Genomic DNA, 25,061 nt, shown 5'->3' with positions numbered 1-25,061 from the left:
CCCCCACAGCACATTCCTGTAGCCGCTGCCGCAGGCTGCGATCGGCTCCGAAGGAGACGCGCTCTTGCGGCCCTCGGAAGGCTCTTCGAGCCTTTTCGCAGCCTGCGGCAGCGGCTACAGACGTACTTATCCACAGAATTCCGGAGTTTTGAAACATGGCCAAAATCGCCCCGCAACTGCCTATCGAAGTCGACAGCGAAACCGGTGTCTGGACCTCCGACGCCCTGCCGATGCTCTACGTGCCACGGCATTTCTTCGTCAACAACCACATGGGCATCGAGGAAGTCCTGGGCGCCGATGCCTACGCCGAGATCCTCTACAAGGCCGGCTACAAGTCCGCCTGGCACTGGTGCGAAAAAGAAGCCGAATGCCACGGCCTGGAAGGCGTCGCGGTGTTCGAGCACTACATGAAGCGTCTGTCCCAGCGCGGCTGGGGCCTGTTCAAGATCCAGGACATCGACCTGGATAAAGGCACCGCCAGCGTCAAGCTCGAACACTCGGCGTTCGTCTACGTGTACGGCAAGGTCGGGCGCAAGGTCGACTACATGTTCACCGGCTGGTTCGCCGGTGCCATGGACCAGATCCTGGAAGCCCGTGGCAGCAAGATCCGCACCGTGGCAGAGCAGGTTTACGGTGGTTCCGAAGAAGGCCACGACGATGGCCTGTTCGTCGTCAAACCGTTGTAAGCGGAGTTAAGAAAAATGGCTTTCGAAGCGATGTTCCAGCCGATCCAGATCGGCAAACTGACCATCCGCAACCGTGTGCTGAGCACCGCCCACGCTGAGGTCTATGCCACCGACGGCGGCATGACGACTGAACGGTATGTGAAGTACTACGAAGAAAAGGCCAAGGGCGGCATCGGCCTGGCTATCTGCGGTGGTTCCTCGGTGGTGGCCATCGACAGCCCCCAGGAATGGTGGAGCTCGGTGAACCTGTCCACCGACCGCATCATCCCGCACTTCCAGAACTTGGCCGACGCCATGCACAAGCATGGCGCCAAGATCATGATCCAGATTACCCACATGGGCCGCCGCTCGCGTTGGGACGGCTTCAATTGGCCGACCCTGATGTCGCCGTCCGGGGTGCGTGAGCCGGTGCACCGCGCCACTTGCAAGACCATCGAGCCGGAAGAGATCTGGCGGGTGATCGGCAACTACGCCCAGGCTGCGCGTCGGGCCAAGGCCGGCGGCCTGGACGGCGTCGAGCTGTCGGCGGTGCACCAGCACATGATCGACCAGTTCTGGAGCCCGCGGGTCAACAAGCGCACCGACGAATGGGGCGGCACTTTCGAGAAACGCATGCGCTTCGGCCTGGAAGTGCTCAAGGCGGTGCGCGCTGAAGTGGGCGACGACTTCTGTGTCGGCATGCGCCTGTGCGGCGACGAATTCCACCCGGACGGCCTGTCCCACGAGGACATGAAACAGATCGCCAAGTATTACGACGACACCGGCATGCTGGACTTCATCGGCGTGGTCGGCTCGGGCTGCGACACCCACAACACCCTGGCCAACGTGATCCCCAACATGAGCTTCCCGCCGGAGCCGTTCCTGCACCTGGCGGCGGGCATCAAGGAAGTGGTCAAGGTCCCGGTGCTGCACGCACAGAACATCAAGGACCCGAACCAGGCCACGCGGATTCTCGAAGGCGGTTACGTCGACATGGTCGGCATGACCCGCGCCCACATGGCCGACCCGCACCTGATCGCCAAGATCAAGATGGGCCAGATCGACCAGATCAAGCAGTGCGTCGGCGCCAACTATTGCATCGACCGCCAGTACCAGGGCCTGGACGTGCTGTGCATCCAGAACGCCGCCACCTCCCGTGAATACATGGGCGTGCCGCACATCATCGAGAAGACCACCGGCATCAAGCGCAAGGTGGTGGTGGTCGGCGCCGGTCCTGCCGGTATGGAAGCCGCTCGCGTCGCCGCCGAACGTGGCCACGACGTGACCCTGTTCGAGAAAAAAGACGCCATTGGCGGGCAGATCACCACCGCCTCCAAGGCCCCGCAACGGGATCAGATCGCCGGCATTACCCGCTGGTATCAGCTGGAACTGGCGCGCTTGAAAGTCGACCTGCGCCTGGGCACCGCGGCGGACACCGCGACCATCCTCGACCTGCGCCCCGACGTGGTGGTGCTGGCCGTGGGCGGCCATCCGTTCATCGAGCAGAACGAGCACTGGGGCGCCGCCGAAGGGTTGGTGGTCAGCAGTTGGGACATCCTCGACGGCAAGGTGGCGCCGGGCAAGAACGTGCTGGTGTACGACACCATCTGCGAGTTCACCGGCATGTCGGTCACCGACTTCATCGCCGACAAGGGCTCGCAAGTGGAGATCGTCACCGACGACATCAAGCCGGGCATCGCCGTGGGCGGCACCTCGTTCCCTACCTACTACCGCAGCCTGTACCCCAAGGAAGTGATCATGACCGGGGACCTGACCCTGGAGAAGGTCTACCGCGAGGGCGACAAGCTGGTGGCGGTGCTGGAGAACGAATACACCGGCGCCCGCGAAGAGCGGGTGGTGGACCAGGTGGTGGTGGAAAACGGCGTGCGTCCTGACGAAGAGCTCTACTACGGGCTCAAGGAAGGTTCGCGCAACAAGGGCCAGATGGACGTCGAGGCGCTGTTCGCGATCAAGCCGCAGCCGTGCCTGAGCGAGACGGGGGAGGGCTACCTGTTGTTCCGCATTGGCGACTGCGTATCCCAGCGCAACACCCATGCTGCGATCTACGACGCACTGCGCCTGTGCAAGGATTTCTAAGCCACCTGTAGCCGCTGCCGCAGGCTGCGATAAGGCCCGAAGGGCCTTCCGGGGCCCTCAAGAGCATCTGTCCTGTGACGCAGTGCCGCCCGGGCGCAGCCTGCGGCAGCGGCTACAACGACCGACCCGGTCTTTGGGAGCTCCACCATGTTGAACACCCTTCTTCCCATTCTGTTGTTCGCCGCCGTCGGCCTCGCGGTCCTCGGCGCGCTGCGGCGCGTGGCCATGTGGCGCCAGGGGCGAGCCTCCAAGGTCGATCTGATTGGCGGGCTGCTGGCCATGCCCAAGCGCTACATGGTGGATCTGCACCATGTGGTGGCCCGGGACAAATACATGGCCAACACCCACGTGGCCACGGCGGGCGGCTTTGTCCTGGCGGCGGTGCTGGCGATCCTGGTGCATGGTTTTGGTCTGCATAACCGCATCCTCGGCTACGCCTTGCTGCTGGCCACCACGCTGATGTTCGTCGGCGCGCTGTTCGTCGCCAAGCGTCGGCGCAACCCACCGGCACGCCTGTCCAAGGGCCCGTGGATGCGCCTGCCGAAAAGCCTGCTGGCGTTCTCGGTGAGTTTCTTTGTGGTGACCTTGCCGGTGGCGGGCATCCTTCCCGAACATTTCGGTGGCTGGCTGCTGGCGACGATTCTGGCGGTCGGTGTGCTGTGGGGCGTGTCCGAGCTGTTCTTCGGCATGACCTGGGGCGGGCCGATGAAGCACGCCTTCGCTGGCGCCTTGCACCTGGCCTGGCACCGTCGCGCCGAGCGCTTTGGTGGCGGGCGCTCCACGGGCCTCAAACCGTTGGACCTGGAAGACCCAAGCGCGCCTTTGGGGGTGGAAAAGCCCAAGGATTTCACCTGGAACCAGCTGCTGGGCTTCGACGCCTGCGTGCAGTGCGGCAAGTGCGAGGCGGCGTGCCCGGCCTTCGCCGCCGGCCAGCCGCTGAACCCGAAAAAGCTGATCCAGGACATGGTGGTCGGCCTGGCTGGTGGCACCGACGCGCAATTCGCCGGTAGTCCCTATCCAGGAAAGCCTATCGGCGAGCACGGCGGCCATCCGCACCAGCCTATCGTCAACGGCCTGGTGGACGCCGAGACCCTGTGGTCCTGCACCACCTGCCGGGCCTGCGTCGAGGAATGCCCGATGATGATCGAGCACGTCGATGCCATCGTCGACATGCGTCGCCACCTGACCCTGGAGAAGGGCGCAACCCCGAACAAGGGCGCCGAGGTCCTGGAAAACCTCATCGCCACCGACAACCCCGGCGGCTTCAACCCGGGCGGACGGATGAACTGGGCGGCGGACCTGAACCTGTCCCTGCTTAGCGACAAGCAGAGTACCGATGTGCTGTTCTGGGTCGGCGACGGCGCCTTCGACATGCGCAACCAGCGCACCCTGCGCGCCTTCGTCAAAGTGCTGAAAGCGGCCAAGGTGGACTTCGCCGTGCTCGGCCTGGAAGAGCGCGACAGCGGCGACGTGGCCCGACGCCTGGGCGACGAAGCAACCTTCCAGCTATTGGCCAAGCGCAATATCCAGACCCTGGCCAAGTACCGCTTCAAGCGCATCGTCACCTGCGATCCCCACAGTTTCCATGTGCTGAAAAACGAGTACGGCGCCTTCAACGGCCACTATCTGGTGCAGCACCACAGCACTTACCTGGCCGAGCTGATCGGCGCCGGTGCGCTGAACCTGGGCCAGCACAAAGGCAGCAGCGTGACCTATCACGATCCTTGCTACCTGGGCCGCTACAACGGCGAGTACCAAGCCCCTCGGGACGTACTGCGGGCCCTGGGCATCGAGATCAAGGAAATGCAGCGCTCGGGCTTCCGTTCCCGTTGCTGCGGCGGTGGCGGCGGGGCGCCGATCACCGACATTCCGGGCAAGCAACGGATACCCGACATGCGCATGGAAGACATCCGCGAGACCGGCGCCGAGCTGGTGGCCGTGGGTTGTCCACAGTGCACGGCCATGCTCGAAGGGGTGGTGGAGCCACGGCCGATGATCAAGGACATCGCCGAACTGGTGGCCGACGCCTTGCTCGAAGACGCCGCCCCGGGCAAAGCGCCGGCATCGGTGAAACCCGAACCTGCGGAGGTGCACTGATGAGCGACATTATCCGCCGCGATCCCCGGGCTGAATGGATTGCCCGCAACCGCCTGCACCCGCTGCACGCGGCCATGCAGCCGGCGCAACACAGCTGGATGGGGCCCAATGGCCTGATCCGCAAGAATCCCCATGGCATCGGTTTTATCGGCCCCAACGGCCTCAAGCGCATCGACCGCAGTGGCGCCCAGCAGGGCGGCAGCGCCAAGCGCACGGCCGCGGCCGAGGTGCAGTTGCCGCTGCATCAGGTGGCGCAGCCGGCGTTCTACATCAGCGTGGTGCCGGACATGGTCGGCGGCCGCCTGAGCAGCCACGACCGCGACCTGCTGGGGCTGGCCCGCCAGTTGGCAGGCCAGGACGGCGCAGTGCTGGCAGTGGTGTTTGGCGAGCACAAGGAATCGGCCTTTGCCACGGCCGGCGTCGACCGCCTGCTGGTGCTGCAAGGCAGCGAGTTCGACGGTTATGCACCGGAACAACGGGTGCAGGGCCTGCGGGCTGTGGATAACCAGTTCAGCCCGCGTCACTGGCTGCTACCCGACAGCCGCAGCGGTGGCGGCGAACTGGGCCGGCGTTTGGCCGCGGCCCTGGGCGAACGCCCGGCGACCCGGGTCTGGCAGGTCAAGGACGGGCAGTGCATCGGCCGTGCCGGTGCCGGGCTGCAGGACCTGGCGCGGCCAGCGCCACGCTTGATCCTGGCCGCCGCCGAATGCGCCGAGCCGGTCAGCGAAACCCGCCACGAAGCCTTGCCGGTGGAGTTATCCACAACGGTGGCCCGCAGTCTGGCGCGGATCGAGGATCTGGGCGCGGTGGCGGTGGACCCGGCGGCGATTCCCATGGCCGAGGCCGAATTCATCTTTTCCGGGGGCAACGGGGTCAAGGACTGGCCACTGTTTCACCAGACCGCCGCGGCCCTGGGTGCCACCGAAGGCGCCTCGCGGGTGGCGGTGGACGACGGCTTCATGGCCCGGGATCGGCAAGTGGGGGCCAGCGGCATCTGGGTCACCGCGCGGGTCTACGTGGCGGTGGGGATTTCCGGGGCGATCCAGCACCTGCAGGGCATCGGCGCCTGCGACAAGGTGGTGGCCATCAATCTCGACCCGGGCTGCGACATGATCAAACGCGCCGACTTGTCGGTGATTGGCGACAGCGCGGAAATTCTCAAGGCCTTGATCGCGGCGGTAGCGGCTTACCGCAACGATGCCAAGCGCGATGCGGCTTAAGGGGACGTTATGAACAGCACTGTGATCAGCCTGGTATCGATAGGCGCTCACCCGACCTCCGGCCGTCCACGGCGTGCCGAGCAAGACGCCCGTGCGGTGGAACTGGGCCTGCAACTGGCGGGGGACAAACTGCAGGTGCTGCATGCCGGCGACGTCGCCGAACCGGCCCTGCGTGCTTACCTGGGCATGGGCCTGGAACAGCTGCACGTGCTGGAACAGCCTGCAGGCGCTGATGCCCTGCCGATCCTGACCCAGTACCTGCGCGACGCGGGCGCTCAGATGGTGCTCACCGGCAGTCAGGCAGAAACCGGCGAAGGCTCCGGCATGCTGCCGTTTTTGCTGGCGGAAAACCTCGGTTGGCCGCTGGTGGTGGGGCTGGCGCAAGTCGAATCCCTGGCCGATGGCGTGGCCCATGTCCTGCAAGCCTTGCCCCGTGGCCAGCGGCGGCGGCTCAAGGTGCGCCTGCCGTTTCTCGCCACTGTGGATAACGCCGCACCGAAACCGCGTCAGAGCGCCTATGGCCCGGCGCGCCGTGGTCTGTTGCAGGCCGATCAGGTCGTGGTGGTGGAAGACGAGTTACTCACAGCCTCCAGCCTGCAACCGGCCAAACCCCGGCCCAAGCGCCTGAAAGTGATCAAGGCCAAGAGCGGCGCGGATCGCATGAAGGCCGCCACCGCCAAGGCCAGCGGCGGCACCGGCCAAGTGCTCAAGGGCGTGAGCCCCGAGGCCGGCGCCGAGGCCATTCTCAAGTTGCTCATCGAAGAAGGCGTGGTCCGCTGAGCTCAGGCTTATGCACAGCCCTCGGGCCGTGCACCCACCTCTGAGCACCGCCGTTCGCTGGCAAGCCAGCTCCTACCAGGGAAATCGCGCCTGCACCCGCCGTAGAAGCCGGCTTGCCGGCGAAGGGGGCGTCATGGTTTTGCACATCTCTGGGCATCGCCGTTCGCTGGCAAACCAGCGCCTACAAGAGTAGCGATGGGTTACTCACAATCCCTGTGTGCGTACCTGTGGATAAGGTGTTCGCGCCTTGCTCAAGCCCTTGTGGAACAAGCCCTGTAGCCGTCTGTTCGAATTTTGATCAGTCTAAGCTGGCGATTTTCATGGCTTTTTTTCCAGGGCAGGGAAGTAGCCGAAGAGACTTTTGCACAGCACTTGCCCCCAAAGTCTGTTGGCGCTTCTGTGGATAAGATGTTCGCTTAGCGCTGCAGGCCCCGTAGAACCTGAGCTTGAATGGTTTGATCAAAAAACATCCAAATACGCTGTTCAGGCTCGATTATTCGGGTAAAGCCTCGATATTTCGCGGCCTCCAGGGGTTTTCCACAGTTGCTGATGCTTCTGACCCCAGTTGCCCCCAAAGTCTGTTGGCCGTTCTGTGGATAAGGTGTTCGCCTTCCTCTACAGGCCTCTGAATACGTGCCTTTCAGAGCTTTGTTCAATAATTGATCAATTGCCGGAAAAACCGCTGTTTTCCCATAAGTCACGGATTTTCTTGGCATTGCCTGCTGAAATATCCCCAACCCTCGCTCATTTGCCCACAGTTGCTGTGGGCCAAGGTGTGGATAACATGTTCGCGGAAGGCTGCACCCCCTGTAATCCATAGCGTGTACGGCAATAGATCAAATTTCGTACAGTTCTAATGGCTTTCTTGACAGTGATAGGTGGCCTGTCTTCACTGATGCCACAAGGACTTAGCGGCAACTTATCCACATCCGGCTCAGGGAGTGCAGGCAATGGATTGTCGTTTATCGCAGGTTTATCCGACCGGGGCCCCCCTCCCTAGACGTACCCGTCGCCGTGCCGCCAACCAGCGCGCACGCCTATAGACCTGCCCTTCGTTTTGTCCCTTCACTGACTTCACCGCTTGTGTTTCAGGCGCCTAGGCCTGCCTGTTCGGCTGCCTGCGCGCTGACGGATGCACCCATTAGAGGCGACCACAGAGTTGCCCCATCAGCCTGAGAGGAACCCCGCCATGACTCGGATCGCGACCCCCATCAGCGAGATCCAGGAACACTACGACGTTGTTGTCATCGGTTCCGGCTACGGAGGTGGCATCGCCGCTTCCCGATTGTCCCGGGCCGGTCGGCGTGTCTGCCTGCTGGAGCGAGGGCGGGAGATCCAGCCGGGCGAGTACCCCAACACCCTGGCCACCGCCACCGAAGAGCTGCAGGTGCATGACCCCGACGGCCACATCGGCTCACGCACCGGGCTCTTCGATCTGCACGTCAACGCCCAGCAGAACGTGGTGGTCGGTTGCGGCCTGGGAGGCACGTCGCTGATCAATGCCAACGTCGCCCTGGAGCCCGAACCCGGGGTCTTCGACGACCCGCGCTGGCCCCGGGCGGTGCGCGAGCATCGCGATACCCTGCTCAAGGAGGGATATGCCCGGGCCCGGGAGATGCTCAAGCCCAATCCCTATCCCGATTCGGCGCCGACCTTGCCCAAGCTCCAGGCCAACCAGAAGTCCGCGGAGTATCTCAAGCAGGGTGCGCACTTCTACAAGCCGCCGATCAACGTGACCTTCACCAAGCTGCCCAACAACCTCAACCATGTCGGGGTCGAGCAACTGCCGTGCAACCACTGTGGCGACTGTGTCTCGGGCTGTAACAACAAGGCCAAGAACACCACCTTGATGAATTACCTGCCGGACGCCAGCAATCATGGCGCCGAGATTTTCTGCCAGGCCGAAGTGCGCTACCTGGAGCGGGAGGGCGATGGCTGGATCGTGCATTTCCAATATCTGGACAGCGGTCGCGAGAAGTTCTCGGCGCCGACCCTGTTCGTCAAGGCCGACATCGTGGTGCTCAGTGCCGGCACCCTGGGTTCCACGGAAATTCTCCTGCGCTCCAAGGCCAAGGGCCTGTCCACCTCGGACCAGCTGGGTGAGCACATGAGCGGTAACGGCGACATCCTCGGGTTCGGCCATAACTGTGAGCAGACCATCAACGGCATCGGCTTCGGCACCCATTCGGCCAGTGAGCTCAAACCCGTGGGGCCGTGCATCACCTCCATCATCGACATGCGCACCGAAGGCGACTGGCGCAGCCGCATGGTCATCGAGGAGGGGTCGATTCCCGGTGCCCTGGGCCGGGCCATGGTGCCCAGCATGGCGCTGTTTGCCGCGACCCTGGGCAAGGCCACCGACAACAGCCTCAGCGCTCAGTTGGGCTACAAGGAGCGCGAGGCCGAGAGCTTTCTGCGGGGGCCTTATTACGGTGCGCTGCACAACATGCAGACCTACCTGATCATGAGCCATGACGATGGCCGCGGCCGCATGCTGCTGGACGCCAAGGATCAACTGCGCATCGACTGGCCGGGCGTTGGCCAGCAGCCCAATGTGATTCTTGGCAACGAGCGCCTGTACCAGAGCACCAAGGCGCTGGGCGGAGTCTGGGTGGAGAACCCGATCTGGACCAAGCTGCTCAAGCACAGCATCGTTTCGGTGCACCCGCTGGGCGGCTGCGTCATGGGCGAAGACGCCGCTCAGGGGGTGGTCAACCACAAAGGCCAGGTGTTTTGCGGCGCCAGCGGCACCGAGGTCTATCCCGGGCTGTATGTGGCGGACGGCGCGGTGATTCCCACCTCGTTGGCGGTCAATCCGTTGCTGACCATCTCGGCGGTCAGCGAGCGCAACATGCGCCTGCTGGCCGAAGATCGGGGCTGGAAGATCGATTACAGCCTGCCCTCGGCCCCGAGCAAGGCGGTGCCGGCGCCGACCCTGGGCGTGCAGTTCACCGAGACCATGAAGGGTTATTTTTCCACGGCCTTCACCCAGCCCCAGGGCACCGATCTGGCGCTCTATCAGGAGGCGGCCAAGCGCGGCGAGGCGCAGAACTCTCCCATCGAGTTCACCCTGACCATCACGGCCAACGACCTCAACCGGATGATCAAGGAGCCCGAGCACGCTGCCACCCTGGTGGGCACCCTGGAGGCTCCGGCGCTGTCGGCTCAGCCCCTGGTGGCCAGCCACGGGGTGTTCAACCTGTTCGAGGAGTTCCAGCAGCAGGTGGGCGTGCGCCACATGAACTACGACATGCGCCTGACCGCCGAGGACGGCAACCAGTACTACTTCAGTGCGTTCAAGACCGTGCCCGAGGATCACGGCGTGCTGAACATCTGGCCCGACACCAGCACCCTGTACGTGACCCTGTACCGCGGCCAGGACAAGAGCGGCCCGGTGCTGGGCTCCGGGGTGATGCACATCCTGCCGGCGGACTTCGCCAGGCAGATGACCACCATGAAGGTGCTCAATGCGCGCAACGAGCGTGAGCGCATCGAGGCCCTGGCGCGCTTCGGCAAGTTCTTCGCCGGGATTCTCTGGGAGAGCTACGGCGGCGTGTTCGCCGGAGACATCTACTTCAACCCCGACGCGCCGCCGCGGAACAAGCGGCCCCTGGATGCACCGGTGCCCACGGTGCAGTTCTTCGAGACCGAAGACCGGGTGCAGCTGCGCCTGACCCGCTACCAGGCCGGCAGCAAAGGCCCGGTGATGCTGGTGCACGGGCTTGGCGTGGGCTCCAACATCTTCTCCACCGACACCATCCAGACCAACCTGCTGGAGTACCTGTGCAAGCACGACTATGACGTCTGGCTCCTGGATTTCCGGGTCAGCATCCTGTTGCCGGCGAGCAAGCGGGAATGCAATGGCGACCAGATCGCGGCCTATGATTTCAAGGCCGCCATCGGCCAGATCAAGCAGGCGACCGGGGCCCGTGACGTGCAATGCGTGGTGCATTGCTACGGCGCCACGACCTTCTTCATGTCGCTGCTGGCGGGCCTGCAGGACGTGCGCTCGGTGGTCTGCTCGCAGATTGCCGCGGATACCGTGGTGGCCACCGCCACCGGGATCAAGGCCGGGTTGCACCTGCCGGGCATGCTCGACGCCATCGGCATCAAGTCCCTGACGGCCTACGCCGACAGCAAGGAAAGCCTGTTCAACCGCCTCTACGACACGGCGCTCAACGGCTACGCGCGGATCGAGGCCCAGGGTTACTGCACCAATCCGGTGTGCCACCGCATCACCTTCATGTACGCCTCGCTGTACCGCCACGACACCCTCAACCAGACCCTGCACGACAACCTGCACGAGCTGTTCGGCGCCTCCAACATCGAGACCTTCGAGCATCTGGCACTGATCTGTCGCAAGGGGCACCTGGTGGACTTCAAGGGGCGTGACGTCTACATGCCGCATTTCGATCGGCTGAAGTTGCCCATCTGCTTTATCAGCGGCGCCGACAACCAGTGCTACCTGCCGCTAAGCACGCAGAAGACCTATGAACGCCTGTGCCAACTCCATGGCCCCGAGTTGTTCAGCCGCCACGTGGTGCCGGGTTACGGACACATCGACTGCATCTTCGGCAAGAACGCGGTGGTCGATGTGTACCCGCTGATGCTGGCGCACCTGGAAAAGACCGCCCGGGGCTGACCCAGGCCAGCCCGCGGCAAGATCGCCGCGGGCCCGCTCCAGATCAAGCAACAGGCACCGCAGCAAGCGCGCTTGGAGGCCAAGTGCAGGCTGCAGCGGCCGCTACACATGGATGCAGGGAAGGTTGATATGAACGCTTATATCCGCTGGTTCCAACGCTTCATCTGGCTGGGCATCGCCATGAACATGGTGTTCGCCCTGCCGGCGCTGTTTGCCCCGGCGCTGCTGACCGCGGTGGTCGGCCTGCCGCCGGTGCTGTCGGACCCCTGGCTGGAAAACACCGGCATGCTGCTGGTGGGCATCAGCCTGTTCTATATGCCTTCGGGCTGTAACGCGCCGCGCTTCGTGGTGCATTCCTGGCTGTGCGTGCTGTCGCGGCTGATCGCCGTGGCGTTCTGGATCTACCTGATCAATACCAGCAACCAGGCCACGGTGTTCGTGCCCATGCTGATGGGCGACCTCAGCATGTTCCTGATCCTCGGCATCCTGCTGTACTTGGGCAGTGCCCCGGCCAACCGGCCCTGGGCCCTGCTCTGTGCCGGGCTGCACGACTGGCGCCAGTACTGGGCCGCCTGCTGGAAGCGCCACAGCTTTCGCGTGGGCAGCCTGGTCCTGCTGCTGGTCCTGGGGGTGGTCGGTTATGCCACGTGGGTCAACATGATTCGCGAGGTGCCCCAGCCGCCGGAAGCCTCGGACGAGGATCACTTCAAGTACGCCGCCATCGGCCTGGGGATCGAAGCGCGGATTCCTTACTACCTGTTTGCCGTGCTGCCGCAACTGTGCCCGGAAAAACTCCCGCGCCCCGGCGGTTACGAGGTCTTCGGCTTCCTCTACGAGAACGGCCGGGACCTGCCGGTGGGCATGGCCAAGCGGCAATTGGGCTACCCCACGGTGGAGCCCAACTGCGCCCTGTGCCACACCGGTGCCTACCGGGCCAGCGCCAGCGATGTGTCCCAGGTGGTGCCCACTGCACCGGCCAACCTGATGCAGCTCCAGGCCTTCCAGTGGTTCGCCTACGATTGCGCCAGCGATCCGAAATTCACCGTGGATGCGCTGATGAACGCGATCAACGCCAAGTTCCAGCTGGGCTTTGTCGAACGCCTGTACAACCGCTACCTGATCATGCCCATGGCCAAGAGCGCGCTGCTCAAGCAGAAGCAGGCCTATGCCTGGCAGAAGCTGCGGCCGCAGCAAGGGCCAGGGCGCACCGACACCTTCAACCCGACCAAGATGGTGGTGTTCGGCTTCCCCGACGACTCCACCATCGGCACCGTGGACCTGCCGCAGATCTGGAACCAGAAGCCGCGGGAATCGATGTACCTGCACTGGGACGGCAACAACAACCAGATCCGCGAGCGCAACTACGCGGCGGCGATGGCGGTGGGCGCGACCCCGGAATCGGTGCTGCCTGAGAGCTTCAACCGGGTCACCAACTGGCTGCTGGGGCACAAACCGCCGGCCTGGCCGTTCGCCCTCGATCAGGCCAAGGTGGCCCAGGGCAAGCCGCTGTGGGAGGCCAACTGTGCCGGGTGCCATGACTTCGGCAAGGCCGACACCGGCCAGGTCACCACCAATATCCAGACGCTGGGCACCGATCCCCACCGCCTGGACTCCTTCACCACCGGCCTGGTGCAAGCCTTCCATGGGTTCAAGAAGCCGCCTTTCGACTTCGGTGCCTATCGCAAGACCCAGAGCTACAGCAACACCCCTACCGACGGTGTCTGGCTGCGGGCGCCTTATCTGCACAACGGCTCGGTGCCGAGCCTCTGGGACCTGTTGCAGGCTCCGGAATTGCGGCCCCAGGTGTTCTACACCGGCTCGGATGTGTATGACCCGCAGAAGGTCGGTTTCATCACCAGTGGCGCGGCGGTGCAGGGGCCGGGCTCCTTCAAGTACGACACCCACCTGGAGGGCAACAGCAACAGCGGCCATCTGTACGGCACGCAGCTTTCCGCAGAGCAGAAGTGGCAGTTGATCGAATACATGAAGACCCTGTGACGCCCGTTCGGCGTTTGGGCAAAGGGACCATCAAGAGGGATGCCGGCATGTCATTTGTGAGCAATCTGGAACATGAATACGAACAGGTCAAAGCCCGGGTCGACGGGCTGCTGGCCAGACTCGAGCTGGCCTGGAAAAAACTCCGTAGCGAGCTTGAACCGAAGGAGCTGCAGGCGATCGTGCAACTGCTGCAGCGCGCCCATGACCAGGCGCAGTACGCCCTGATTCACGGCGACTTGCCCCCCGGTCAGGCGCCGGTGCCCTGGGAGCTGGCCCACGGCCTGTCGGTCCTGCACCTGGGGAACGCCAAGCCCTTGCCGCAAACGGTGGCCGAGCTGCAAACCCAGGTGATGAAGGACGGCACCCTGCTGGGTTGTCGCCAATGGGAGCTGCTGGACCTGCGCTGGAGCGAGGCCTTGCTCAACTGGATCGAGAACCTGCGCACGCACGCGACCTTCGGCACCACCCCGGCGCTGATCGAGATGGCCGACAACGTGCTGCTGGACATGGCCGGGGATTGGGGCACCGGCTACTTCCAACCCAATTCGGCGGCGCAGCGCGTGGCGGACCTGATCAAGCAGGACCAGCCGGATTTCACCGTCCACCTGGGAGATGTGTATTACGCCGGTACCGGCAGCGAAGAGAATTCCGACCTTGCCGACTGGCCCATGGGCCGCCAGGCTTCATTCAGCCTCAACTCCAACCATGAAATGTACAGCGGTGCCCATGGCTACTTTGCCGAGATCGCCGCGCTGTTTCCCAAGCAGCAAGGCACCAGCTACTTCGCCCTGTTCAACAGCCACTGGCTGATCGTCGGCCTGGACAGCGCCTATGCCGCCGATGAAATGAACCTGTACATGGACGGCAACCTCAATCCCCCGCAGCAGCAATGGCTCAAGGACCTGGTAGCGAGCAAGGGGCAGGGGCGCAAGATCATGGTCCTCAGTCATCACCAGGGGCTGGATATCAGCGGCCAGCAGCAGACCGCGCTGTACAAACAGGTGGTCGCGGCCCTGGGTCGGGTGCCGGACTACTGGTACTGGGGGCACCTGCACAATGGCATCTGCTATGCGCCCAAGGACGGTATGTACGGGCGCTGCATCGGCCACGGGGCGATTCCCTATGGCGTCACCCGCGAGTTGAAAGGCAACCCTCAGGTGCTGTGGTCGGAAACCCTGTCGGCGGGTGATCCGAACTACCCGCTGCGGGTGCGCAATGGCTATGTGAGAGTGAAGTTGAGCGGCTCGCAGATCAGCGAAGACTTCATTGGCGAGACCGGCGCGGTCAGTTGGTCACAGCCCTGAAGGCCCTGTAGCCGCTGCCGAGCCCGCGAGGCTGCGACAAGGTCCGCAGGACCTTGCTTGACGGTTTCCCGCCGGACCTCAAGCGTTCTCAAGCTCGCTGCGTCTGCCGCGTTTGCTGCATCGCAATGCCGCCCAAGCCGTTCGCAGCCTGCGGCAGCGGCTACATAATCCTGTAGCCGCTGCCGAACTCCTGCGGTGTCAGCCAGTGACCGGCACGCCCTTGAGATAAGGCGCCGGTTCCGCGCCGAGGTTGCTCAGCATGCGCTCGCTGTACCAGTCGACGAAGTTGACCACGCCGAACTCATAGGTCTTGGAGTACGGACCCGGCTGGTAGGCGGTGGAGTTGATGCCACGCTGGTTTTCTTCCGCCAGGCGCCGGTCCTGGGCGTTGGTGGCGTCCCACACCTGGCGCATGCGCTCGACGTCGTAGTCCACGCCTTCCACCGCGTCCTTGTGCACGATCCACTTGGTGGTGACGATGGTTTCCTGAGCGCTGATGGGCCACACGGTGAACACGATGATGTGGTCGCCCATGCAGTGGTTCCATGAGTGCGGCAGGTGCAGGATGCGCATCGAACCCAGGTCCGGGTTCTTGATCCGTCCCATCAGCTTGGCGCAGCCCTGCTTGCCGTCCAGGGTCATGGACACGGTGCCCTTGAGCAGGGGCATGCGCACGATGCGATTGCGCAGGCCGAAGCTGGCGTGAGCGTAGGGGATCTTCTCGGCTTCCCAGGCGGCGGCGGACGCGGCCACATGGTCCTTGAACGCCTGGTCGGCGCGGGGGTCGGTGACGTCGTCCCATTCCAGCAGGGTTTTCAGCAACTCGGGGTGCGAGCCGACGCAGTGGTAGCACTCGCGGTTGTTCTCCAGTACCAGCTTCCAGTTGGCCTTTTCGTGCAAGGTGGTCTGCACCGCCACCTTGGTGTTCTCCATGTCGTAGGGCTCCATGTAATGGGCCAACGTGGAGAGGAAGTCGTCGATGGCCGGCGGATTCTCGGCCAGGGAAATGAAGATGTAGCCGCCGGCGGTTTTCACGTTCACCGGTTTCAGGCCGTATTGCTTCATGTCGAAGTCGGCGCCCATCTCGGTGCCGGCGAACAGCAGGCGGCCGTCCAGTTCGTAGGTCCACTGGTGGTAGTGGCAGACCAGCTTGGCCACCTTGCCCTTGTCGCTGGTGCACAGCCGCGAGCCGCGGTGGCGGCAGACGTTGTGGAAGGCGTGGACCACACCGTCGGCGCCGCGGATGACAATGATCGGGTTCTTGCCGATCTGCAGGGTGATGTAGTTGCCCTTGGTGGGGATCTCGCAGGTCATGCCGGCGATCAGCCATTCCTTCTGGAAAATCTCCTGCATGTCGATATCGAACAGCCTTTCATCGCAGTAGAAAGGCTGCGGCAGGGAGAAGGTCCGCTCGCGCTCCTGCAGCATCTGTGCAGTGGCCTTGCGTGCAGGTTCCAGTGGATCGCCCAAGCTCAGGGTTGCGGTGACGTCCATCGTTCAAGTCCTCATGGCCGTTCGGTGCGGCCGGCGAATTAAATAGTGGCTACGGTGGGTGCTACGCAAGTCACGAAAAATCGGTTGTCGTGTTTGAGGCGAGTGTGGGTCCGCGGGCGCCTTGAACCTTATCCATGGGCGACATGGCCCAATCTGTTCCCGACGGGGGAGCCCCTGTAACTGGGGGCTGGTCGCGATAAGCATGTGAATGTCGCAGATAGGTAAATGGGCGCGAGAAGCCTTACGCAGAATCGCTGACAAGACGCCGACAGTCGGCCGTGGAGAACAGCATGTCCAACACCTTCCTCAACCCGGTAACCACCCAGACCTGGGCCAATGGCCGTCACATCGTCCGTTGCGTCAAAGTCATCCAGGAAACCTGGGATGTGCGGACCTTCTGCTTCATGGCCGACCAGCCGATCATGTTCTTCTTCAAGCCCGGGCAGTTCGTCACCCTGGAGCTGGAGATCGAAGGCCAGCCGGTGATGCGTTCCTACACCATCTCCAGCTCGCCATCGGTGCCCTACAGCTTCTCGGTGACCATCAAGCGCGTGCCGGGCGGCAAGGTCTCCAACTGGTTGCACGACACCTTGCATGAAGGCCAGGAACTGGCGGTGCACGGGCCGGTGGGGCTGTTCAACGCCATCGATTTCCCCAGCCCGAAAGTGCTTTACCTCAGCGGCGGCGTCGGCATCACCCCGGTGATGTCCATGGCGCGCTGGTTCTACGACACCAACGGCAACGTCGACATGGTGTTCATCCACAGCGCCCGCTCGCCCAAGGACATCATTTACCACCGCGAGCTGGAACACATGGCCTCGCGGATCGACAACTTCAGCCTGCACCTGATCTGCGAGAAACACGGCCTGGGCGAGCCCTGGGCCGGCTATCGCGGCTACCTGAACCACAAGATGCTGGAACTGATGGCCCCGGACTTCCTGGAGCGGGAAGTGTTCTGCTGCGGGCCGACGCCCTACATGAATGCGGTCAAGCGCCTGCTGGAAGCCGCCGGTTTCGACATGGCGCGCTACCACGAGGAATCCTTCGGCGCGACCCCGCCCGAAGCTCGGGCCGACGCCGTGGAGCATGCCGAGCAAGCCGCCGAAGCGCCGGAAGTGGATGTCGCCGACCTGCATCAGGTGGAGTTCACCGCCTCCGGCAAGAGCATCCGCGTGGCCCCGGGGGAAACCGTGCACGCGGCCGCAGCCAAGCTCGGCCTGATGATCCCCAAGGCCTGCGGCATGGGCATCTGCGGCACCTGCAAGGTACTCAAGCTGGGCGGCGAAGTGGTGATGGAACACAACGGCGGGATCACCGAGGAAGACGAAGCCGAAGGCTACATCCTGTCCTGCTGCAGCGTGCCCAAGGGCGACGTGCGGGTGGAGTTCTGATCGCCGGCAAGCCGGCTCCTACACCCATCTGCTGTAGGAGCTGGCTTGCCAGCGAACAGGGGCAACCCGGCTACTGATACAACGCCGGCCGCCGATCCAGGTGCACATGGTTATGTTCACTGATGGACTTGTGCCAGGCCTGGGCCAGCTCCAGCTCCGCCAGCAGCAACTGCTGCCCGTTTTCCCGATTCTTGCCCGCCAACGGATAGCCATCGGCATCGACGATGGTCGAGCCGCCCACCCAGTTCACCCCGCGCTCTTCGCCGCAGCGGTCGCAGGCGGCGATGAACATCCGGTTGACCGCCGCGTTGGCCTGGACCCGGACCATCTCCGCCGGCCGCTCGCTGGCCGGGCGCGGGCCGTCCGGCCAGTTCACCGGCGCGCATAAAAGCGCCGCCCCGGCCAGGGCTGGCAGGCGCACCCATTCGGGGAACTCCAGGTCGTAGCAGATCATCATGGCGATCGGCCCGAAGCGGGTGGGCACCACGGGGGGCGGCTCGTCGCCCGGGGTGAAGATCAGGTTCTCCCGGTCCCACAGGTGCGCCTTGCGATACACCGTCAGCGTTCCTTCAGGCTCGATCAGGGCGGCGCTGTTGGCCACTCGCTGATCGTCCAGGCGCTCGCAGAAGCCGCCGACAATCACCACCTGCAGTTCTTCGGCCAGGGTTTTCCACAGGCTCAAGGTCGGCCCGTCGAGGCTTTCCGAAAGCGCCAGGGCTTCTTGCAGGTCGCGGAACACGTAGCCGCTCTGCACCAGCTCCGGAAGCACCACCACTTGGGCGCCGTGGGCGGCGGCCTGGCGGATGGCCTCGGTGCTGAGGGTGCGGTTGTAGTCCAGGTCGCCGATTCGTGGTGCCAGTTGCTGGCAGGCCACTTTCAGGGATGTCTGGGGGATCATTGCGCGCCTCCTTCCAGTTGCTGTTCGCTGGCCTGGATAGCCAGGCGTTCGGCTTCCAGGTCCAGGTTGCGGGTCAGCGCCCAGTAGACCAGCCCGGCCACCGCCAGGCCAATCACGAAGGCGACGTCGGCGCCGCCCAGGGCCTGGGACAGTGGGCCTTGGTAGAAGCTCAGGGACATGAACGGCACCATCGCCAGCAAACCGAGGAAGTAGGCCAGCAACCCGGCGCTGGACCAGCGGCCATAAATGCCGGCTGGATTGAAGATGTGGCTGATGGCGTAGCGGCCTTTGCGCACCAGATAGAAGTCCGCGAGGTTGACCGCGGTCCAGGGCACCAGGAAGTACAGCATCAGCAGGACAAAGGTGTTGAAGCTGCCCAGGTAGCTTTCGGGAATGTTCATGGCGATCAGGAAGATCACCACCGCCACCAGCAGGATGCCGGTTACCCGGCTCTTGAGGTTGGGCTTGATCGACTTGAAACCGTCAATGGCGCTGATGCCGGTGAGCATGGCGCCGTAGCAGTTGACCGCCATGATGCCCACCAAAGCCGGCACCGCGATCAGCACGGTGAAGGTGCCGAAGCCGGGAATCAGGGTGTTGCCCACTTCGCGCACGCTGGCAATGGCGTCCGGCGAGGGCAGGGCCGAGGCCAGGAAGGCTCCCAGGGACATCAGCCACAACGCCGAGCCGGCGGCGCCCAGGTAGGTCCAGAAAACCACCTGGCGCGACGGCGTCTGGTGCGGCAGGTAGCGCGAATAGTCGGAGACGTACACCGAATAGCTGATCTGGTAACCGGCGGCGGCCGACAGCTGGATCAGGAACGCCGACCAGGAAAACTGCGGGTCGGCCAGGGCCGAGTCGGCCTGCAGGGTCAGCAGGGCGCTGACGGTGAGCACCGCGAACACGCTGATCATCACGTAGGTCAGCCAGCGCTGCACGGTGTGCAACAGGTCATGGCCAACCACTGCGATCAGCACCGCGATGGCGATCATCAGGGTGTACCAGGGCGCCCGGGCCCCGGGGATCACCGTGTTGATGGCGTCGGTGGCGAGGATCACGTTGAACACGTTGAAGCCTATGTAGACGAACACCACCGCGGTGAACGGCACGATGGCCCCGCGCAGGCCGAACTGGGCGCGGGACTGGATCATCTGCGGCAGGCCCATGCGCGGGCCCTGGTTGGCGTGGAAGGCCATGCAGAAGGTGCCCAGGCACACGCCAATGACGATCGCCAGTATGGCATAGGGCAGACTCAGGCCCAGGGCCGCGCCGGTGAAGCCGGTGACCATGGTGGTGAGCACGAAGTTGCCGGTGAACCAGAACGGTCCCTGGTGCCAGACCTTGCCGTGGCGCTCGTTGCGCGGCACGTAGTCGATGGAACGGGTTTCGATCGCAAGGCCAGGAGACTGGGCCTTTTCGGTGACGCAAGACTGAGTCGTCATGGGTGGAGCCTTTGTTTTTATAGGTCGACCCCGGAGTCTCGGATAAAGGTGGCGGATGTTGAATCAGCAGGGGCAAATAATCAGTTCAGGAATTTGTGAACTGATGCTTTCGCTGGCCAGCCAGTTCCCGTGGAGGAGGGTGTGTCGTTGTAGGAGCCGGCTTGCCGGCGAAGGCGCCCGTGAGAGCGGCGCCCGGGTTGCGGGCCTGTTCGCTGGCAAGCCAGCTCCTACGGGGTGGGAGGTGCGCTGGCCGGCGAAGGCGCCTGTGAGACCGGCGCCCGGGTTGCGGGCCTGTTCGCTGGCAAGCCAGTTCCTACATGCGCAGGGGATGGGTCAGGCGCTCATGACGGTGCGGATGTCCGCTGCCAGTTCGCGCACGCGCTCTTCTTCGGTGTCCCAGGAGCACATGAAGCGCGCGCCGCCCTTGCCGATGAAGGTGTAGAAGCGCCAGCCCTTGGCCGTCAGGGCGGCAATCGCCGGTTCCGAAAGTTGCAGGAACACGCCGTTGGCCTGCACCGGGAACATCAGATCCACGCCAGGGATGTCGGCCACCAGTTGGGCCAGCAACTGCGCGCAGTGGTTGGCGTGGCGGGCGTGCTTGAGCCAGGCGTCGTTTTCCAGCAGGCCGACCCAGGGCGCCGAGAGAAAGCGCATTTTCGAGGCCAGCTGGCCGGCCTGCTTGCAGCGGTAGTCGAAGTCTTCCGCCAGCTTGTGGTTGAAGAACAGGATCGCTTCACCCACCGCCATGCCGTTTTTCGTACCGCCAAAGCACAGCACGTCGACGCCGGCTTTCCAGGTCAGCTCCGCCGGGGTGCAGCCGAGGAAGGCACAGGCGTTGGAGAAGCGCGCACCGTCCATGTGCAGGTTCAGCCCCAGTTCCTTGCAGGTGGCGCTGATGGCGCGCACTTCTTCCGGGGTGTAGACGCTGCCCACTTCGGTGGCCTGAGTCAGGGTCACCACCCGCGGCTTGGGATAGTGGATGTCCTGGCGCTTGAGGGCGATCTCGCGGATCGATTCCGGGGTCAGCTTGCCGTTCTGGGTGCCGGCGATCAGCAGTTTGGAACCGTTGGAGAAGAACTCCGGAGCGCCGCATTCGTCGGTTTCGACGTGGGCGGTTTCCGAGCAGATCACGCTGTGGTAACTCTGGCACAGCGACGACAGGGCCAGGGAGTTGGCGGCGGTGCCGTTGAAGGCGAAAAACACTTCGCAGTCGGTTTCAAAGAGCTTGCGGAAATGATCGGCGGCGCGAGCGGTCCACTGATCGTCGCCGTAAGCGCGCTCGTGGCCGTGGTTGGCCTGCTCCATGGCGGCCCAGGCTTCAGGGCAGATGCCGGAGTAGTTGTCGCTGGCGAACTGTTGGCTTTTGTCGGTCATGGCCGGCTTCCGTGTAAGAGAGTTCCGTGGTCGATGATGGTGCGCACTTTACCCAAGAACAATGGCCGAGCACACGCTCTGTTTATGCCGGAATAATGCAGGGCCCATAAGGATTTATGCGTGATGCGATGCTGAAAACCGACAACCGCCGGCGCGATGAGGCGCTGGATGCGCTGAAGTGGCTGGCGCTGCTGAGCATGGTGCTGGATCACCTGCGGTATGTGGGCTTGAGCCTGGACTGGCTGTACGTGCCGGGGCGCCTGGCGTTTCCCTGGTTCTGCCTGGCGATGGCGGTGAATCTGACCCGGGCCAGGGTTGAAACCGACCGTCGGCCCGGACCATGGCGTTACCTGGGCTGGCTGCTGCTGTTCAGCCTGCTGAGCGAGATTCCCTACCGCCTATTCATTCCTGATCCCGACACCTTGAATGTGTTGCCGACCCTGGCCCTGGGCCTGCTGGTGGCCCGGGGCTGGCAGCAACGTCGGGGACTGGCCTTGGCGCTTGGCCTGGTGGCCCTGTTGCTGGCGCTGGGTTTTTCCCGCTGGCTGATGTTTGGCGCCTTCGGGGTGTTGCTGCCACTGGCCTTGCTGCTGGTGCTGCGTCGCCCCTGGTATTTCAGCCTGTTGCCCGGGGCCTTGTGCCTGGCGGCCAACCAGTGGGAAACCTTGTTCCCGGCGGCGCGCCTGGGCAATCCGGTGGCGACCTGCGGTATTGCCGTTTGTCTGCTGGCGCCGTGGCTGGGAGTGATGCTGCTGCGGGGGCTGCGTGGCGGGTCGGTGCCGGCCATGCGCCGCTGGGCCTACCTGCTGTACCCGGCGCACTTTCTCCTGCTGCTGGCCCTGCGCCAACTCCTGTAGCCGCTGCCGCAGGCTGCGAACGGCTTGGGCGGCATTGCGAAGTAGCAGACGCGGAGATCCTGAAGGCGTCGATCCAGAGCCTTCACTGGGCAGCGGTCCGAGGCATTTGTCCGTGGGCGCCAAGGCATGTCGTAAACGCACCTTTGCGTGGCGTCCATAGGCATTTGAGTTCCCCTTGCCGGTCATACCATCGCATCCAAAGGGCGCAGCTTTAAGGCTGGCCTCACCGAGACGAAAGGCGCAGCGCCGCCGCTGGGAGAGACGTGATGTTCAGCAAGCAAGACCAGATCCAGGGTTACGACGATGCACTGCTGGCGGCGATCAATGCCGAGGAACAACGCCAGGAAGATCACATCGAGCTGATTGCGTCGGAGAACTACACCAGCAAGCGGGTGATGCAGGCGCAAGGCAGCGGGCTGACCAACAAGTACGCCGAGGGCTACCCGGGCAAGCGCTACTACGGTGGCTGCGAGCATGTGGACAAGGTCGAGGCCCTGGCCATCGAGCGTGCCAAGCAGCTGTTCGGCGCCGATTACGCCAACGTCCAGCCACATTCCGGTTCTTCCGCCAACAGCGCGGTGTACCTGGCGCTGCTGCAGGCCGGCGACACCATCCTCGGCATGAGCCTGGCCCATGGCGGCCACTTGACCCACGGCGCCAAGGTGTCGTCTTCGGGCAAGCTGTACAACGCCGTGCAGTACGGCATCGATACCCGCACCGGGCTGATCGACTACGACGAGGTCGAGCGTCTGGCCGTGGAACATAAGCCGAAGATGATCGTCGCCGGCTTCTCGGCCTACTCCAAGACCCTGGACTTCCCGCGCTTCCGGCAGATTGCCGACAAGGTCGGGGCGCTGCTGTTCGTCGACATGGCCCACGTCGCCGGGCTGGTGGCCGCCGGTCTGTATCCCAACCCGCTGCCTTATGCCGACGTGGTCACCACCACCACCCACAAGACCCTGCGCGGTCCCCGTGGTGGGCTGATCCTGGCCAAGGCCAACGAAGAGATCGAGAAGAAGCTCAACGCTGCGGTGTTCCCGGGTGCCCAGGGCGGTCCGTTGATGCACGTGATCGCCGCCAAGGCGGTGTGCTTCAAGGAAGCGCTGGAGCCCGGGTTCAAGGCCTACCAGCAACAGGTGATCGACAACGCCCAGGCCATGGCCGGCGTATTTATCAAACGCGGCTACGATGTAGTGTCCGGTGGCACCGACAACCATCTGTTCCTGGTCAGCCTGATCCGTCAGGGCCTGACCGGCAAGGATGCCGACGCCGCCCTGGGCCGCGCCCACATCACCGTGAACAAGAACGCCGTGCCCAACGACCCGCAGTCGCCGTTTGTCACCTCCGGCCTGCGCATCGGCACCCCGGCGGTCACCACCCGCGGATTCAAGGTCACCCAGTGCACTGAACTGGCCGGTTGGATCTGCGACATCCTCGACCACCTCGGCGATGCCGACGTCGAGGCCAATGTCGCTCGCCAGGTGGCAGCCCTGTGCGCTGATTTCCCGGTTTACCGCTGAGAGCCGCAACTGGAGCAATGACTATGCAACGCTATTCGGGCTTCGGCCTCTTCAAGCACTCTCTCAGCCACCATGAAAACTGGCAGCGCATGTGGCGCACGCCGACCCCGAAGAAGGTCTACGACGTGGTCATCGTCGGCGGTGGCGGGCATGGCCTGGCCACCGCCTACTACCTGGCCAAGGAGCACGGCATCACCAATGTCGCGGTGGTGGAAAAGGGCTGGCTGGGTGGCGGCAACACTGCGCGCAACACCACCATCGTGCGTTCCAACTACCTGTGGGACGAGTCGGCGCAGCTTTACGAGCACGCCATGAAGTTGTGGGAAGGCCTGTCCCAGGACCTCAACTACAACGTGATGTTCTCCCAGCGCGGGGTCTACAACCTGTGCCACACCCTGCAGGACATCCGTGATTCCGAGCGCCGGGTCAGCGCCAACCGCCTCAACGGCATCGATGGCGAGCTGCTCAACACCCAGCAGGTGGCGGACGAGATCCCCTACCTGGATTGCTCGAAAAACACCCGTTATCCGATCCTCGGCGCCACAGTCCAGCGCCGTGGCGGCGTGGCCCGTCACGACGCCGTGGCCTGGGGCTTTGCCCGGGCCGCCGACGCCCTGGGCGTGGACCTGATCCAGCAGACCGAAGTCATCGGTTTTCGCAAGGAAAACGGCGTGTGCATCGGCGTCGAGACCAACAAGGGCTTTATCGGCGCCAAGCGCGTCGGTGTGGTCACCGCCGGTAACTCCGGGCACATGGCCAAGCTCGCCGGTTTCCGCCTGCCGATCGAATCCCACCCGCTGCAAGCGCTGGTGTCGGAGCCGATCAAGCCGATCATCGACAGCGTGATCATGTCCAACGCGGTGCACGGCTATATCAGCCAGTCGGACAAGGGCGATCTGGTGATCGGTGCCGGTATCGACGGCTGGGTCGGCTACGGCCAGCGCGGCTCCTATCCGGTGATCGAACACACCATCCAGGCCATCGTCGAGATGTTCCCGGTCCTCTCCCGAGTGCGCATGAACCGCCAGTGGGGCGGCATCGTCGACACCAGCCCGGACGCCTGCCCGATCATTTCCAAGACTCCGGTGCCGAACATGTTCTTCAACTGCGGTTGGGGCACCGGCGGCTTCAAGGCCACCCCGGGCTCGGGCAACGTGTTTGCCGCGAGCCTGGCCAAGGGCGAGATGCATCCATTGGCCGCCCCTTTCTCCATCGACCGTTTCCACAACGGCGCGCTGATCGACGAACACGGCGCTGCTGCGGTCGCCCACTAAAAGGACAA

The 25,061-nt window shown here is 63.9% G+C and carries 16 protein-coding genes; 12 read left to right on the top strand and 4 right to left on the bottom strand.

Annotated elements, in window-relative coordinates; translation table 11 throughout:
* Positions 1-155: 155 nt before the first annotated feature.
* From PFZ56_RS03160 to PFZ56_RS03125, 8 genes are all read left to right on the top strand, one after another.
* Complete coding sequence (locus tag PFZ56_RS03160; RefSeq protein ID WP_102881098.1) at positions 156-686, top strand: 4-vinyl reductase; 531 nt, start codon at positions 156-158, stop codon at positions 684-686.
* 15 nt (positions 687-701) lie between these two features.
* Positions 702-2,762, top strand: a complete 2,061-nt coding sequence (gene dgcA / locus PFZ56_RS03155) for a dimethylglycine demethylation protein DgcA (protein WP_102881097.1) — start codon at positions 702-704, stop codon at positions 2,760-2,762.
* 147 nt (positions 2,763-2,909) lie between these two features.
* On the top strand, positions 2,910-4,859 hold the full coding sequence (gene dgcB, locus PFZ56_RS03150; RefSeq protein WP_110594414.1) for a dimethylglycine demethylation protein DgcB: 1,950 nt from the start codon (positions 2,910-2,912) through the stop codon (positions 4,857-4,859).
* Complete coding sequence (locus PFZ56_RS03145) at positions 4,859-6,079, top strand: electron transfer flavoprotein subunit alpha/FixB family protein (protein WP_110594416.1); 1,221 nt, start codon at positions 4,859-4,861, stop codon at positions 6,077-6,079. The genes dgcB and PFZ56_RS03145 overlap by 1 nt, the downstream gene beginning before the upstream one ends.
* A 9-nt stretch (positions 6,080-6,088) precedes the next feature.
* Entirely contained in the window at positions 6,089-6,859 is a 771-nt protein-coding gene (locus tag PFZ56_RS03140; RefSeq protein WP_102881094.1) for an electron transfer flavoprotein subunit beta, read from the top strand.
* Positions 6,860-8,048: 1,189 nt separating this feature from the next.
* Positions 8,049-11,501: an alpha/beta fold hydrolase gene (locus PFZ56_RS03135; protein WP_170004473.1), complete on the top strand. Its 3,453-nt coding sequence runs from the start codon at positions 8,049-8,051 to the stop codon at positions 11,499-11,501.
* A 129-nt stretch (positions 11,502-11,630) separates the two neighbouring features.
* Positions 11,631-13,499: a hypothetical protein gene (locus tag PFZ56_RS03130; protein ID WP_170004475.1), complete on the top strand. Its 1,869-nt coding sequence runs from the start codon at positions 11,631-11,633 to the stop codon at positions 13,497-13,499.
* 47 nt (positions 13,500-13,546) lie between these two features.
* Positions 13,547-14,803 carry a metallophosphoesterase gene (locus PFZ56_RS03125; protein ID WP_170004477.1) on the top strand — a complete coding sequence of 419 codons (1,257 nt, stop codon included), beginning with the start codon at positions 13,547-13,549 and terminating at the stop codon, positions 14,801-14,803.
* A gap of 198 nt (positions 14,804-15,001) precedes the next feature.
* On the opposite strand, the gene gbcA is transcribed toward PFZ56_RS03125, so the two are convergent.
* Positions 15,002-16,297 (bottom strand): glycine-betaine demethylase subunit GbcA, encoded by a 1,296-nt coding sequence (gbcA, locus tag PFZ56_RS03120; protein ID WP_170004479.1) that lies wholly within the window; start codon positions 16,295-16,297, stop codon positions 15,002-15,004.
* A gap of 290 nt (positions 16,298-16,587) precedes the next feature.
* On the opposite strand from gbcA, the gene gbcB reads away from it, so the two are divergent.
* Positions 16,588-17,688 (top strand): glycine-betaine demethylase subunit GbcB, encoded by a 1,101-nt coding sequence (gene gbcB / locus PFZ56_RS03115; RefSeq protein ID WP_102881089.1) that lies wholly within the window; start codon positions 16,588-16,590, stop codon positions 17,686-17,688.
* A gap of 70 nt (positions 17,689-17,758) precedes the next feature.
* Here gbcB and PFZ56_RS03110 read toward each other — a convergent pair whose 3' ends face one another.
* From PFZ56_RS03110 to PFZ56_RS03100, 3 genes are all read right to left on the bottom strand, one after another.
* On the bottom strand, positions 17,759-18,586 hold the full coding sequence (locus PFZ56_RS03110) for a nitrilase-related carbon-nitrogen hydrolase (protein WP_394304585.1): 828 nt from the start codon (positions 18,584-18,586) through the stop codon (positions 17,759-17,761).
* Positions 18,583-20,028 (bottom strand): cytosine permease, encoded by a 1,446-nt coding sequence (locus PFZ56_RS03105; RefSeq protein ID WP_170002908.1) that lies wholly within the window; start codon positions 20,026-20,028, stop codon positions 18,583-18,585. The genes PFZ56_RS03110 and PFZ56_RS03105 overlap by 4 nt, the downstream gene beginning before the upstream one ends.
* A gap of 333 nt (positions 20,029-20,361) precedes the next feature.
* Positions 20,362-21,402 (bottom strand): low specificity L-threonine aldolase, encoded by a 1,041-nt coding sequence (locus PFZ56_RS03100; protein WP_170002905.1) that lies wholly within the window; start codon positions 21,400-21,402, stop codon positions 20,362-20,364.
* A gap of 116 nt (positions 21,403-21,518) precedes the next feature.
* On the opposite strand from PFZ56_RS03100, the gene PFZ56_RS03095 reads away from it, so the two are divergent.
* The 3 genes from PFZ56_RS03095 (at position 21,519) to PFZ56_RS03085 (ending at position 25,053) form a co-directional block, all read left to right on the top strand.
* A complete protein-coding gene (locus PFZ56_RS03095; RefSeq protein ID WP_110594431.1) occupies positions 21,519-22,259 on the top strand; it encodes a TraX family protein in 741 nt (246 codons plus the stop codon).
* A gap of 266 nt (positions 22,260-22,525) precedes the next feature.
* Positions 22,526-23,779: a serine hydroxymethyltransferase gene (locus PFZ56_RS03090; protein WP_047289636.1), complete on the top strand. Its 1,254-nt coding sequence runs from the start codon at positions 22,526-22,528 to the stop codon at positions 23,777-23,779.
* A gap of 23 nt (positions 23,780-23,802) precedes the next feature.
* The gene (locus PFZ56_RS03085; RefSeq protein WP_016964291.1) at positions 23,803-25,053 is read left to right on the top strand and encodes a sarcosine oxidase subunit beta family protein; all 1,251 of its coding nucleotides are present in this window, start codon (positions 23,803-23,805) and stop codon (positions 25,051-25,053) included.
* The last annotated feature ends 8 nt before the right edge of the window (positions 25,054-25,061 follow it).

Source organism: Pseudomonas danubii (assembly GCF_042980055.1).
Classification (GTDB): domain Bacteria; phylum Pseudomonadota; class Gammaproteobacteria; order Pseudomonadales; family Pseudomonadaceae; genus Aquipseudomonas; species Aquipseudomonas danubii.
Note: the sequence above shows the minus strand (reverse complement) of the source record. Positions and strands in the feature narration are given on the sequence as shown.

Bases quoted from the DNA above. Each gene is read 5' to 3' on its own strand.
- PFZ56_RS03105 (WP_170002908.1), bottom strand. From the start codon at position 20,028: ATGACGACTCAGTCTTGCGTCACCGAAAAGGCCCAGTCTCCTGGCCTT.
- PFZ56_RS03135 (WP_170004473.1), top strand. From the start codon at position 8,049: ATGACTCGGATCGCGACCCCCATCAGCGAGATCCAGGAACACTACGAC.
- PFZ56_RS03140 (WP_102881094.1), top strand. From the start codon at position 6,089: ATGAACAGCACTGTGATCAGCCTGGTATCGATAGGCGCTCACCCGACC.
- gbcA (WP_170004479.1), bottom strand. From the start codon at position 16,297: ATGGACGTCACCGCAACCCTGAGCTTGGGCGATCCACTGGAACCTGCA.
- PFZ56_RS03160 (WP_102881098.1), top strand. From the start codon at position 156: ATGGCCAAAATCGCCCCGCAACTGCCTATCGAAGTCGACAGCGAAACC.
- PFZ56_RS03110 (WP_394304585.1), bottom strand. From the start codon at position 18,586: ATGATCCCCCAGACATCCCTGAAAGTGGCCTGCCAGCAACTGGCACCA.
- gbcB (WP_102881089.1), top strand. From the start codon at position 16,588: ATGTCCAACACCTTCCTCAACCCGGTAACCACCCAGACCTGGGCCAAT.
- PFZ56_RS03090 (WP_047289636.1), top strand. From the start codon at position 22,526: ATGTTCAGCAAGCAAGACCAGATCCAGGGTTACGACGATGCACTGCTG.
- PFZ56_RS03085 (WP_016964291.1), top strand. From the start codon at position 23,803: ATGCAACGCTATTCGGGCTTCGGCCTCTTCAAGCACTCTCTCAGCCAC.
- PFZ56_RS03145 (WP_110594416.1), top strand. From the start codon at position 4,859: ATGAGCGACATTATCCGCCGCGATCCCCGGGCTGAATGGATTGCCCGC.
- dgcB (WP_110594414.1), top strand. From the start codon at position 2,910: ATGTTGAACACCCTTCTTCCCATTCTGTTGTTCGCCGCCGTCGGCCTC.
- PFZ56_RS03100 (WP_170002905.1), bottom strand. From the start codon at position 21,402: ATGACCGACAAAAGCCAACAGTTCGCCAGCGACAACTACTCCGGCATC.
- PFZ56_RS03125 (WP_170004477.1), top strand. From the start codon at position 13,547: ATGTCATTTGTGAGCAATCTGGAACATGAATACGAACAGGTCAAAGCC.
- PFZ56_RS03095 (WP_110594431.1), top strand. From the start codon at position 21,519: ATGCGTGATGCGATGCTGAAAACCGACAACCGCCGGCGCGATGAGGCG.
- dgcA (WP_102881097.1), top strand. From the start codon at position 702: ATGGCTTTCGAAGCGATGTTCCAGCCGATCCAGATCGGCAAACTGACC.
- PFZ56_RS03130 (WP_170004475.1), top strand. From the start codon at position 11,631: ATGAACGCTTATATCCGCTGGTTCCAACGCTTCATCTGGCTGGGCATC.